The following is a 12,988-nucleotide window of genomic DNA, read 5'->3' on the forward strand; positions in this document are numbered from 1 at the left end:
TAGCTTTGTAAAGCTGAGGCTTTATAAATACCAATAGCTAGCGCTGCGATGGTTCGAATACCTTGACACGAAGTGTCTCTAAGCGCTGCAAAGCTTGCGACATTGAAATTTGTTGGTCTAAAAATTCGACCATTATGTCCATTGCTGGAAGGGCAAAAGCCTTTGGGCTGTCTCTGTCGAAAAACTGCGTAATGCCATGTGCATCGGCCAGCAAGGCTTCTCCTTCCGCAATAAAGCGATCTTCACTCATTGTATGGCCCTGTAATGGGTTAATTTTCCCTAGTTGCTGGTTCAGTTCAACCAATGCACCGTCACTCACTAAGAAGTCTAAAAACCAATATGCAGCAGGGTTATTTTTAGCGTGTTGATGCGCAACAATTACGTCTATGGGGGCTTCTTCATAACGCTTATTCGTACTGATTAGAGGCGGGAAAGCCGCAAACTTCAGGTCGTTTTTCACCCTATCTGGGACAGTGGCAATAAAAAAGTTCCCCATTAATGTTGAGGCCGCTTTACCGCGATACAAAGCCGGAAGAGCTTGCTTCCACCCCCATTGTTGACTATCTGGCACAAAGCACTGGGCGTCAATCGCTTGCTGCCAATAATTAAATACCTGTTTGATCCGAGCATCGCTAAAAGGTATTTCTCCGGCTAATAAAGCGTGGTGAAAAGCCAGGCCGTTAATGCGCAAATTAAGATAATCAAACCATGCGGCCACTGGCCACGACTCTTTAGTCCCTATGGTAACCAAATGCTGCCCCTTGGCGGCCAACTGCTTGCAGGTATTTAGCATGTTCGGCCAGCTATCAAAGGTATTGGGATAATAACGCATGGTAGACTCGCGATAGTAAAACCCCCATTGATAGTAATTGATAGGAAGCGCGTAATAGGCTTGTTCAAACTGCGCAGCTTGCTTAAGCGGCACAGAAAACTGGCGATCCCATTGCCCTTGCTGCCACCAAGTTGACATATCAAGTAGCAACTGATGCTTGGCTAAACGGCGTAAACGCTCACCACCAAACCAAAAAAACAAATCACCTTCACCATGATTACTACTAAGGATGTCTTCAATATTTGCTTTATAATATTCATTCTCATACACCACGGTGTCTACATCAACTTGCGGGTAACGAAGAGCAAAACGTTCAATTAACTGCTTATACGCTTGGCGCTGTTTACCGCTACTCGGCATTAATACCAGTGTTAACGAAAGCGTTTCAGCGTTTCCTTCAGCTTGAGCAACATCAGCGTTCACACCCAACACATGGCAAAAAAGCACGCCGCACAATATAGCTCTAAATATTCTTAGCTTCGAACTACTCCACATTGCGTCACTACTCCTAGGGGGAAGCCTGTTATACCAGTGAAACTTGGCCACAATATCGAGCTCTCATAAAACAAGCGAAGCGAATAGGCGCACTTTTACTGATATAAGTTAATCACTTAAGCTTAGTTTGTAAAAAGTGTTTTTCTCAAATGACTTTGTCACTTTACCTTTACCACCTCAACGGCTCAGCTCACAAGTGACGAAAACTAAGTAGACTTTGTCTCTACACATAAGCCTTCATCTGAGTTGGGTACTTCAAAGTACTGAGTAACATGATGAAATACTTCAGGCTTATCGAATGCTGCGCGCTGTGGCTGCTCAATGGCGCGTTGCGCAATACGGCTTAAACACAAATCATCGTCGGCCTTCAAATAAATTAATTGATGAGAAGCCTTTACTTCAGACAATAACTGCTTAAACCAAGCGCGCTGTTTTCGAGTATTAGCGGGATAATCCATCACCACATCAGCGCCACTACGTAATATGTGTTGAACATGCGGTTTAATCAGTTTTTTGAGTAAGGCCGAGTATCGTAAATAGTCTTCAAAACTGGCTATCTGCTGCGGATAAAGCACTGCCAACCATTCATCCTCACTGATTAACACCGCCCGATGTTGGTCAGCCAGCTGCTTGGCATAGGTCGACTTACCCGCGCCCATTTTTCCACAGAAAAAGACTAATTTTCCAACGGTTTGCATATTATATCTCTTCAAATAGGGGAGATTTCACAAGGGCTTAGTTGGTTTCATAACATAAGCAACCTCACCAATGATTCTATCACTCGTTACCACACCAAAAAATCGACTATCGTAGGCATTATCGCGGTTATCACCCACAAAAAAGTAGCTTTTGTCGGGCACTGTAAATTCCCGTTCTACCGGAAGACGATTACCCAAATTTCGTTTAATAGAATATGAATAATTTCCTTGAGTTTCCTCATACACTCTTGATTCAAAAGAGCTAGCGATCAGCGTGGTTTCTAAAGGAGTGCCATTAATTATAATATCACTGCCATTAATAGAAACAGTGTCACCAGGAAGCCCCATCAACCTGAATACAAAAGGGTTCTGTATATCTGGTGGATAAAAGACGTAGATATTACCTCTTCGCATCAGCGCTGAGTCATCAATATCGCCGTTTAAGAAGCTTAAGCCAAAAGCGCCATAGGTTCCATATCCTGTTTTTTTTACAACAATAAAGTCTCCAACCGTCAAGCTAGGGCTCATCGACGCCGACGGGATAGTAAAAGGCTCAATAACAAATGCTCGGCACAAGGTAATTGAAGACAACACCAGCATATTAACCGCCACTAATCCCCACCATCGAGAATACCAAGAGCGGACTAATACACGTTTAGAATACTTAGCTATCCAACAACCATGAGCCGGACAGATAAGGACAAATGACAGTCCCCAATGTGAGCCATAATACCAATCGGTAACACCAGTAAACGCTGTTAACGCCGCATATAAGAAAAACAGCTTTCCCTTATTCAGGTAAAGAAATACCAAAGGTTGGGTAACAATACCCAATACAATAACTATCCAGATCTTCGGCTTCCATTCCATGCTTTTTTCTTCCCTTCATAATGGCTTACGCCCAATATTTATATGGAGTGAGTAACTACCATTGTCACTCTAGCCCCAAGATAATGAGCCGTTGCCAAGTCACGGGTGTGAACTTCACCATCATCCGATTGCGCAACAACGCCCAACTGGCACCCCAAGCGATTGAGCCCATGTTCGCCATAACCGCTAGCGGTATCTAAACCCACCCACAGCATGCCATGTTGATTGGCGAACATGACCAAATACTGCAAGGTGCTTGTTTAGTCACCATTCATCGCGATTTTACAGGTACTGCCTGCTGCACATTTTGCTGCACATTTTGCTGCCCATAACTGTTCGCACCATAAGTGACTGGTGGCATCGGCAAAGGCTTAAACTGCGCAGCCGCATGCTTTGCCGTTACATTAGTGTAAGAAAAAAACACCACTGCTATCTTTAACAAAAATGGCTTTCTTATATTTGATTTTCAATGACTTTAGCTGGCGATTCTATGCCTCTGATAGCAGCGCAGTTAACTAATGGCCTTCAGTTAACTATAAAACGCTCAATTAAATCAACCCTTACTGCCATCACCACAAAAGGTCGTCCCGCCAATACTCCAGCAGAATGTAAAGAAAATCGAAACCAAGGTGTCAGCTAGTCACGTTTGTTGCCGTTAAACCCACCGAGTCCATCTCTAATTGTTCGCTGATAAGCCCGCACAAATTAGTAGCCTTAGCTGCACTAATTGTTTCATTTAATTGTTATATTTTGGTCATATTTAGGCGTCAGTATTCACGGGCTATCGCACAACGATACTCTTAAATATGACTCTAAAGGAAAAACAAATGAAAAGGATGGTCACTGCAAGTGCCGCTGCTATCAGCGTAATTCTTGCCAGCGCTTCTCATGCTGCCGCTCTTCCCGAATATCAAACAAATAGCGCTTGGTACAGCCAAGCCGCGACCGTAGTAAGTGACAGAGCGACCACCTCTACCGCAAGCACCACAGCCAAAAACGTAATTGTCTTTGTGGGTGACGGTATGGGTATTTCAACTCAAACAGCGGCGCGAATTCTTGAAGGACAAAGTAAGGTTGACAATCAGGGGGGGGAAGAAAACTACCTTAGCTTTGAAACCTTCCCACACACCGCCCTAGCTAAAACCTACAATACCGATCAGCAAACACCTGATTCTGCCGGCACCATGACAGCGATGATGAGTGGCGCTAAAACGAAAGCGGGCATGATTGGAGTATCAGACAATATCAACCGCGGTGATTGTGAAGTCAGCCACGAACGCCTACTTACCGCATTAGAGCTCGCCACTTTGCAAAACAAAGCAACCGGGGTTGTCTCTACGGCGCGCATTACTCACGCCACGCCAGCGGCAACTTACGCCCATATTTCAGACCGCAACTGGGAAGCGTCAGTCCCCGAAGAATGTGAAGGAAAAGTCTCAGATATTGCTTACCAACTGATCCATCAAGCGGCCGACATAAACGTGATAATGGGTGGGGGTCGTCGCAACTTCATCCCCGATAGCGTAGAAGGCCCAGAAGGCAGCAATGGGCGTCGCACCGATGGCAACAACCTTATCGAAGACTGGCAAAGCTTTAACAGTAAGGGGCAATATGTTTGGAACAGTGAAGGTTTCAACGCCATTGATACCCATACAACGAGCAAAGTGCTGGGCTTATTTAACAGCTCACACATGGAATATGAAGCAGATCGTGACGACGCCGATGAACCTTCGTTGAGTGCCATGACCGAAAAAGCCATTGAAGTATTACTCAATGCCAACAGCCAACAAGATCAGCAAGGCTTCTTCTTGGTGGTTGAATCAGGTCGTATTGACCACGCTCACCACGGCGGCAATGCAGCCCGTTCTCTGCAAGATACTATCGAGTACTCAAACGCAGTAACCAGTGCGATTGAAACACTCACCGCGGCTGGTGAGTTAGATGATACCTTAATCATCGTCACCGCCGACCACTCGCATGTATTTACTATGGCTGGCTACCCTAAACGGGGCAATCCCATTCTTGGCTTAGTGGTTGGCGTAGGGTCAGATGACCCCAGCCTTGCTAACGATGATAAGCCATATACCACCCTAGGTTACGCCAACGGTCCTGGTGTTGGCGCAAGCTTTGATGCTGGCGTTCGTGGCGACTTAAGCGCGCTAAACACCAGCGCTATTGATTATCAACAACAAGCCCTCGTGCCCACGAGTAGCGAAACCCACGCCGGGGAAGATGTCGCAGTATTTGCCATGGGCCCGCAGTCTTACCTGATTCAAGGTGCGATTGAACAAAGTGTTATTTTCCACGCCATTAACCAAGCAGCCAGCTTGGGTGGCAATGCATACGTTGGTAAGGAGTAAAACCATGAAACTTAATTATTTAGCCTTATCAATGGCGGTAAGCGCAGCCTTAACATTAAGTGCTTGCAGCAATGATGATGACAAGCAAGTGGCTACGCCAAAACGTGGCGAGTGGACAGCACCCGTCAATCAAAGTGGCAACCCTGCCGCTATAAACAGCTGGTACAATGCGGGTGTAGATTCTGTCGCCTCAGCCAACAGCGCTTGGCAAAAAGACACCGCTGCCACAGCGCTAAGCACAGGCAAAGGTAAAGCCAAAAATGTAATTTTGTTTGTGGGTGACGGCATGGGCATGTCTACCGTAACAGCCGCGCGCATTTTAGAAGGCCAAATAACTAACCCCAATGGCGGCGAAGAGCACAAGCTTAGCTTTGAGCACTTCCCCTTTACAGGCCTTGCTAAAACCTATAACACTGATGCCCAAACGCCAGATTCTGCCGGTACTATGACCGCAATGATGACTGGTGTGAAGTCCTTCGCGGGCGGCATTAACATTGCTGAAACAGCTAACCGCAGTGATTGCGACAGTTCAAAAGGCAAAGAGCTTACCACCGCACTAGACCTAGCTAAAATGGCCGGCATGAAAGCTGGGATAATCTCTACCGCGCGTATTACCCACGCAACCCCCGCCGCCACATATTCAAGAGTACCAGAGCGAGGCTGGGAGAATGACACTGAAACAGCCGCTGGTTGCCTAGACATTGCCCAGCAAATGATAAATTACGATATTGGTGGCGGATTAGATGTAGTGTTAGGGGGCGGACAACGTAACTTCACCTTGCCTGAAACAGGTGGGCGTCGCGCCGATCAAGACTTAACGCAAGTGTGGCAAACCACAAACCCAACAGGCAGTTACGTGACCAACCGCGATGAGTTTGTTGCTGTAGATCCAAGTAACACCTCTAAACTACTGGGTTTATTTAACAGCTCACATATGGATTACGAAGCAGATCGGGTTAAATATGGTGCAGACAGCGAGCCTTCGTTAGCCGAAATGACCGAAAAAGCCATTGAAGTGATGCAAGACAACGAAGACGGCTTTTTCTTAATGGTTGAAGCAGGCCGTATCGACCACGCCCACCACGGCGGCAATGCTCACCGAGCACTAAAAGATACACTGGCCTTTTCAGACGCCGTTGCCATGGCTGATAAGCTTACAAGTGATGACGATACCCTTATCATTGTTACCGCTGACCACTCTCACGTATTTACCATTGCTGGCTACCCCCGCCGTGGTAATCCGATTTTGGGTTTAGTAGAAAACCAAGATGGTAGCCTACAAACCGCAGCAGACGATAAACCCTATACCACACTTGGTTACACCAATGGCCCTGGTGCAAGCGCCAGCTTTGCAGATGGTGAACGTGTAGACCTCACTGAAGTAGCAGTACAAGGTGTCGATTTTCAACAGCAAGCCATTGTGCCTACTGGCAGTGAAACCCATGCCGGTGAAGATGTTCCGGTTTACGCCAAAGGCCCTGCATCTAGTTTAGTTCGTAGCACCCTAGAGCAAAACGAAATATTCCACATCATGAACTACGCAGGCAACTTGCTAGAGCGCGCCAATGCAGCGCAATAGCATGATTTAAGTAATGTGCAAAACAAGGGGGCGTTGCCCCCTTTTAAGGATCTAAAATGTTTCTAAAAAACGGGTTACTCAGTGTATTGTTGGCTTTTATTAGCAGTAGTGTATTTGCCCTACCTCAGGTTTCAGCAGAATACTCAAGAACCGCCAAACAAGGTTTCGAGCGTAGCACTAGCCGCTTTACTTTTACTCGAGCGGCAGACCACGTAATGACGGTTTACCCACAGAAAAACACCGCAGAAATGTGGCAAAAGCGCAATAACGGGCGTCATCATTTTTATCGGTTTTTTACCGCTGACCAACGCACCGTTTATTACCCTGCCAGTGACTTAAGCAGCCTAAATATCAATCGCTCTTGGCAAAGTATTGAACAGTTGGTACCCGTCAAGTGGTTGGCGGCGCTAAACAAGGTCGATTCACGCCAACAAGATGGCCAAACCATCGAGTATTACCAAGGCAAAATGGGTGACACTTACATAGAACTAGAATGGCTGCCAGAGTATCAATTACCGCAACGCCTACTCACCAAACAAGGTTATAAAAGCCTTGAGATGAAGCTCGAGAGCATTAACCAAGGTAGTCACGAAATAGAGCAGCAACTGGACAAGTGGATGAAATACCCGTCAATTGATTACGCCGATGTTGGCGACAGTGAGAGTGACCCCTTTCTCGCCAAAATGATCCGCCAAGGCTTTATTGAACATGGCGCATCAGGTGTATACGACGCCAACGGAAATCAAATACACGCTAACCACGCCCACTAAGCGATACAGGCTACTGACAGTATTTGTCGATGCTATCTACAATCTGAGTGCGGCATGTCAGGTTGTAGGTCGTTTCCACTTCCTTAGCGAACTGTTCGTAATGACTAAAACTATTTTCATAGGCAGAAAATGCCGCACTCGAATTTTTTCTGTTGCCGTCGCTGGCGCATTGCTCATGTACACTGTACCAGCGATCAGCAGCCTTCTCGGCTGAAGCTAATACGCTCTGTAATGGTTGATCATTCAGGTCATCAAGCTGGCTCAACTTGTCGGTAAACAAGCGACATATTTCAGCATTAGACATGGTGTAATTCCAAGAGCACACCGCAACATATTGACCAGACAATAGCTGCATATCAGTCAACATTTGCGCATTCGCCTTGGTGGCTTGTTCAAAACCCTCACTTGAACAAGTGTTAGCAAAGGCATAACAAGGCAGTACTAAACCCAGTAGAGCAATCAGTAATCTCTTCATCATTGTTCCTTAACCCTGAAGATATCGCTATTAAGGTATTCTAATTAAACACATTTCTATTAAGTGCTTTGTGGTTAACTATAGTAGCCAACAGCAGAAGTACCAGATACGGCAAGGTTAGAGCTTCGCAACAAGCTGGTTTACAACTAAGTCGCCAAAAATACCGGTCTTAATGCAAAGCATAGCGACAAGATTTACACACCATAACAAACAAAAAGTGTAAACTTATCCACTACATTTAATTAGATTTACCATTTTATATCTGGCCAAACACCCACTATTTGTGATAATTATATAAATAACAAAGCGGTTAACTTTAGATATAAATCAATAGCTTAAAAAGCAAGCACAGCTAAGAAGCTGCGCCATATAAAAACCAAATGTCTAGGGAAAGCAAACCAACAACAGGGAAAAGTAAAATGAAACTTCAAGTTGTAAGCAGAACGCGGCTAGGCTTTGCGGTGCTGCTTGCGTTGCTACTAGTAGTAGCCTTAATTGGCCAGCTAAATATGCGACAACTGGAAAGCCAGTTAGATCAAACGGTGAGCAGGCTTGCCCCCATGGCCGAACAAGTTAATCAGCTGTCAGGCTTATTATTAAACTCAGCCCGTAAAGTAGGGTTACACAGTAGTAGCCAAAATGATCAGCAGTCTCAAGCGCTAGAACAAGAGGTAGCCAGCCTATTTTCTAGCTATAGCCAACGCATCAATTCGCTATCGCAACTGGCGAGCCCCTTTCCTGAAATCATCAACGGGCTCACCACGCTAGACCAGCAAGTCAGCGCGATTAATACCACTAGCCAAGCTCAGCTATCGCTCAGTACCCAGGCGCTGCAGGCGCAAGCAATATTGGCAAGCCAGCGTCAAAACTTCACCAAACAGTGGGCGGGCTTCCAAGACGATACCGAGTTTTTGGTAGAAATGGTTGAAGAAAACGCAGAGTGGGTGGTTACCGGCATGCAGGCAGATGTGGGCGCTTTTTCAGCATCTTTAGAAAAACTATTTTACGCACAAAACGAAGCGCAATTCGCTTCACAATTCAGTGTCATCAACAGCTATTACAAATCGCTACAAGAAAAAAACCAGCAACTCATTAAGCTAGACCCCGACAGTGCCGAAGAACTGGCCAGTTATTTTGCACTGCTCACTCAAGCCTTTGCCAATAACGGTTTGTTTGATAACCTGAAAAATCAACAAGCAGTGATCACTCGCCAAAACCAACAGCTGGTGCAGCTCAATCAACAAACTGATCAAGCCTTAGAGCAACTAGACAGTATCTCAAGTCAGCTTAGCGCCATTATTGCGGCGGCTCACCAACAAGCACAAGACAGCGCCAGTAGCGCGATGATTCAAACCGTGGTGGTGTTGTTAGTTTCAGTATTGGTCACCGTATTAGTGGCGTGGAACGTAAGCCGACAAATTCGCATTCCCCTTGGCCAAACCCTTAGCCAAATTAAACGCATGGTCGATGGTGATTTCAGTGCTAAAGATAACAGCCAATCTCACGATGAATTTGGCCAAATAGCGACGCAGTTAAATCACTTAAGTGTGCAAATGAACCAAGTAGTAAGCCAAATGAGTGACAATGCTAAACAACTAGCGGCGAGCGCAGAAACAGGCCTAAGCACCAGCGAGCATTCCCACAAAATCATTCAAGAACAACAAGACCAAAGCCATCACGTCGCGGTGGCAGTTAGCCAAATGGAAGTGGGCGTAAGTGAAGTCGCAGAGCAAGCCCAACAAAGTCGAGACGACATAGGCCAAGTCAATCAGCTAACGGGGCAAAGCCATCAAGCGGCACAATCTACTTTAAGCACCACCAGCCAGCTACAAACCACCGTCACTCAAGCCAGCCAACAGGTAAGCGAACTGAAACAACAAAGTGATGATATCAACCGTATTGTTGATGTTATCCAAGGCATTGCCGAGCAAACCAACCTACTTGCGTTAAACGCTGCCATTGAAGCAGCACGGGCTGGCGAGCAAGGCCGTGGCTTTGCAGTAGTGGCCGATGAAGTGCGCGGCTTAGCCACTCGTAGCCGCGAAGCTACCTTAGAAATTCTCAGCATGATAGAACAATTGCAAGGCCGCGCTCAGCAGGCCATGGACATGATGGTACAAGGCGAAAGCATGGTAGGCAGCTGTATTGACGAAGCCAAGCAAAGCTCTCAACAACTTGAACAAGTGGCCCAATTATTAAGTGCGGTGCAAGAGCGCAGTGAAGCGATTGCCAACAATGCCCAAGATAAACATAAAGTTGCTGTGCAAGTGGCGAATAATGTAGAAAAAATTGTAGCGCTTAGTGAACTCGCTAGCAGTGATGCCTTGCAAACTCAGCAAGTGAGTGAATCTTTACAACAGCAATCTCAGCAACAGCTAAACGCGCTATCGGGCTTTAAGTTGGCTTAAGCGACGAGTGACACATGGCAATTTAAGGCTTAGATACAAAAAACGCGACCCAAAAAGTCGCGTTTTTTAATGCCTATTTTCAATCCTGAGCTGGCGGCCATTAAAACAGGTTTTGTTCTAACGTTAACAGGCGCTTTTTCAAGGGCAACCCACCCCCATAACCCACTAGCTCACCTTGGCTACCAATAATACGATGGCAGGGGATGATAATAGCCAACGCGTTAGCGCCATTGGCAGTGCCTACTGCCCTCACCGCGTTTTTATTGCCTATCATCACGGCTAAGTCGAGGTAGCTGGCCGTTTCACCATAGCTAACGCCCTGCAGTGCTTGCCATATTGATTGCTGAAAATCACTACCCACCATTAACAATGGAAGGTCAAACTCGCGCCGTTCCCCCAAAAAATACTCTTCTAACTGCTGCTTGGCTTGCTCTAAGACATCGTCTTTTTGCTCAACAAATTCAGCCTTAAGGCCCACTTTAATTCGCTTATCGACAGATTCGCGCATTGTCCGGTAGCGAAAATCACACAAGCACAGCTGACCAGCATAAGAGCCCAGCACAAATTCAGCGTAGGGATGCTTAAAATACTGAATATTGATGTTCATCGTCGGCCCTCAGAATAATCTGTCAAACAAGCTTACGTTCAATAAGCTGAGATAAAATGATTGTGCCACAAACCGTCACATTAAACTTAACGCTCACCGCCGAAAACCATGCGGCGGTTATTCATTTGGCATTCCCCACGCCCAACTCGAGTTATTGCCGTTTTTCAACTCCCACGAGTCATGAATAAGCGTTGCTGGCTGCGCGCCACTGGCACCCAGAGCAACAAACAGTGGCCTCAGGTGTTCGTCGCGTGGATGCGAGCGCTGCGCGCCGGGGGCAAATTCGCGATAGCGTAATAAGGCCGTTAAATTATGCTGCTGCACCATGTGTTGCAGCCATTCTATAAACTCGCTAGCCCACGCTTCTGGCTCGCCATTATATGCCAGCTCGGCCAAATTATGAGTAGCCATACCGGTGGTGATGAGCATGATGCCTTGTTGGCGCAACACTTTCAGTTGTTCGCCCAGCGCCAATAGCTCCGCCAAGCTGGCATTGGTGGGTAAACTTAAGCCCACTACAGGCACTTCTAACTGAGGGTACATCAAATGTAAGACCGACCACGCACCGTGGTCTAAGCCCCGATTTAATGGCTCAGCCTGCGGCAAGGTTTGCTTAAGCAACTGATGTAACCAACTTGGGCTAGCCGCAGGGTAAGTGATTTGCTGCAACGCTGCAGGAAAGCCCCAAAAATCATAAATGGTGTCGAGTCGCTCTTGCTGGGTGAAGGCCACGCCTTCGGTTTCCCAGTGTGGTGACACAATCACTATGGCTTTTGGCGGGCTTAGTTGCGCGGGTAAATCTTGCAAAAACTGCTTCGCTGGGCTTTGCTCTAATACCCGCATCGGTGAGCCATGAGACAAAAATAGAACCGGTGCAAGCTGGCTCATAACGCCTCCTTACTTGGCTTTAAAAACGCCAGTTCAGGGCCTACTGGCACCACTCCATTTGGGTTAAGCGCTTTTACTGAATAATAGCCTTGTTTAATGTGCTCAATACTCACGGTATCGGCAACCCCTTCTAGCTGATAAATACGCCGTAAGTAGCGGTTAAGAAATGGTAAGTCTGCAATCTGTTTTAGGTTACATTTGAACGCGCCTACATAGGCCGCATCAAAGCGCACTAAAGTAACAAACAACCTAATATCTGCTTCGCTTAAGCTATCGCCCAGCAGATAAGCCCTACCATCGGCAAAGCGTTGTTCTAATTCTTCTAAGGCAGAAAATAGCTTAGTTACCGCTTCCTCATAGGCCGCTTGGCTTTGGGCAAAACCAGCCTGATAAACCGCATTATTGACCTGCTCGTATAACCACGGGTTAAGCTGGTTTAATGGCTCAATTAAGCTGGCTGGGCGCAAGTTAACACTGGCATCCCCCCATTGGTCAAAGACACTGTTAAGCATTTCAATGATGTCGGCTGATTCATTATTCACAATAGTATTGGTGTGTTTATCCCACAGCACCGGCACGGTCGCTCTGCCCGATACAGCTGGGTCGGCCTTGGTATATAGCTGGTGAATAAACTGGCTATGATGGAGGTGATCTTCAGTGGCCCCAGCCAAACCGCCCTGTTCTTTAGTCACAAAGCGCCAGCCTTGATCCGTTAAACGTGGGTCCACAATGCTAATGCTAATGACCTTTTCCAGCTTTTTCAGCTTACGCACCAGCAGTGCTCGGCTGGCCCAAGGGCAGATAAGCGCCACATAAAGATGGTAACGCCCCGCCTCAGCTTTAAAGCCCGCACTACCAGTGCGACCAGCACTTCCATCTACCGTTACCCAATGGCGAAAGCTTGAAGTTTGACGAATAAAGTCGCCGTTCTCTCCGGTTTTTTGATAAGGGTTCCAGGCGGCTTGCCAAATACCATTCACTAACATCATGACTCCTAGGCTCAGAT

General features: G+C 46.7%; 13 protein-coding genes. 5 read left to right on the top strand and 8 right to left on the bottom strand.

The genetic code is table 11. The features are described 5' to 3' along the window. Window positions 1–37: 37 nt before the first annotated feature. From M0C34_RS14555 to M0C34_RS14570, 4 genes are all read right to left on the bottom strand, one after another. Window positions 38–1,327, bottom strand: coding sequence for an ABC transporter substrate-binding protein (locus M0C34_RS14555; protein WP_248712402.1), 1,290 nt, complete (start codon window positions 1,325–1,327; stop codon window positions 38–40). Between the two features lie 206 nt (window positions 1,328–1,533). After that, window positions 1,534–2,025, bottom strand: coding sequence for a P-loop nucleotide/nucleoside kinase family protein (locus tag M0C34_RS14560; RefSeq protein ID WP_248712403.1), 492 nt, complete (start codon window positions 2,023–2,025; stop codon window positions 1,534–1,536). Between the two features lie 27 nt (window positions 2,026–2,052). Next, on the bottom strand, window positions 2,053–2,895 hold the full coding sequence (lepB, locus tag M0C34_RS14565) for a signal peptidase I (RefSeq protein ID WP_248712404.1): 843 nt from the start codon (window positions 2,893–2,895) through the stop codon (window positions 2,053–2,055). Between the two features lie 38 nt (window positions 2,896–2,933). Then, complete coding sequence (locus M0C34_RS14570; RefSeq protein WP_248712405.1) at window positions 2,934–3,131, bottom strand: hypothetical protein; 198 nt, start codon at window positions 3,129–3,131, stop codon at window positions 2,934–2,936. A gap of 254 nt (window positions 3,132–3,385) precedes the next feature. On the opposite strand from M0C34_RS14570, the gene M0C34_RS14575 reads away from it, so the two are divergent. The 4 genes from M0C34_RS14575 to M0C34_RS14590 all read left to right on the top strand — a co-directional run bounded on the left by M0C34_RS14575 (window position 3,386) and on the right by M0C34_RS14590 (window position 7,604). After that, entirely contained in the window at window positions 3,386–3,535 is a 150-nt protein-coding gene (locus M0C34_RS14575; protein WP_248712406.1) for a hypothetical protein, read from the top strand. 187 nt (window positions 3,536–3,722) lie between these two features. Further along, window positions 3,723–5,255, top strand: a complete 1,533-nt coding sequence (locus M0C34_RS14580; protein WP_248712407.1) for an alkaline phosphatase — start codon at window positions 3,723–3,725, stop codon at window positions 5,253–5,255. A gap of 4 nt (window positions 5,256–5,259) precedes the next feature. Then, complete coding sequence (locus M0C34_RS14585; RefSeq protein WP_248712408.1) at window positions 5,260–6,834, top strand: alkaline phosphatase; 1,575 nt, start codon at window positions 5,260–5,262, stop codon at window positions 6,832–6,834. Window positions 6,835–6,890: 56 nt separating this feature from the next. Beyond that, the gene (locus M0C34_RS14590; RefSeq protein WP_248712409.1) at window positions 6,891–7,604 is read left to right on the top strand and encodes a hypothetical protein; all 714 of its coding nucleotides are present in this window, start codon (window positions 6,891–6,893) and stop codon (window positions 7,602–7,604) included. Window positions 7,605–7,614: 10 nt separating this feature from the next. Here the strand turns inward: M0C34_RS14590 and M0C34_RS14595 are convergent, their stop codons facing one another. Continuing rightward, the gene (locus M0C34_RS14595; protein ID WP_248712410.1) at window positions 7,615–8,082 is read right to left on the bottom strand and encodes a hypothetical protein; all 468 of its coding nucleotides are present in this window, start codon (window positions 8,080–8,082) and stop codon (window positions 7,615–7,617) included. 416 nt (window positions 8,083–8,498) lie between these two features. Between M0C34_RS14595 and M0C34_RS14600 the strand changes: the two genes are divergently transcribed. Beyond that, window positions 8,499–10,487: a methyl-accepting chemotaxis protein gene (locus M0C34_RS14600; protein WP_248712411.1), complete on the top strand. Its 1,989-nt coding sequence runs from the start codon at window positions 8,499–8,501 to the stop codon at window positions 10,485–10,487. Window positions 10,488–10,587: 100 nt separating this feature from the next. Here M0C34_RS14600 and M0C34_RS14605 read toward each other — a convergent pair whose 3' ends face one another. The 3 genes from M0C34_RS14605 to M0C34_RS14615 all read right to left on the bottom strand — a co-directional run bounded on the left by M0C34_RS14605 (window position 10,588) and on the right by M0C34_RS14615 (window position 12,971). Next, window positions 10,588–11,094, bottom strand: coding sequence for a methylated-DNA--[protein]-cysteine S-methyltransferase (locus M0C34_RS14605; protein WP_248712412.1), 507 nt, complete (start codon window positions 11,092–11,094; stop codon window positions 10,588–10,590). Window positions 11,095–11,211: 117 nt separating this feature from the next. Next, window positions 11,212–11,982, bottom strand: coding sequence for a DODA-type extradiol aromatic ring-opening family dioxygenase (locus tag M0C34_RS14610; RefSeq protein ID WP_248712413.1), 771 nt, complete (start codon window positions 11,980–11,982; stop codon window positions 11,212–11,214). Beyond that, the gene (locus M0C34_RS14615; protein WP_371923075.1) at window positions 11,979–12,971 is read right to left on the bottom strand and encodes a glutathione S-transferase family protein; all 993 of its coding nucleotides are present in this window, start codon (window positions 12,969–12,971) and stop codon (window positions 11,979–11,981) included. Before M0C34_RS14615 ends, M0C34_RS14610 begins: the two co-directional genes overlap by 4 nt. Window positions 12,972–12,988: the final 17 nt, after the last annotated feature.

The organism is Agarivorans sp. TSD2052 (assembly GCF_023238625.1).
Taxonomy (GTDB): domain Bacteria; phylum Pseudomonadota; class Gammaproteobacteria; order Enterobacterales; family Celerinatantimonadaceae; genus Agarivorans.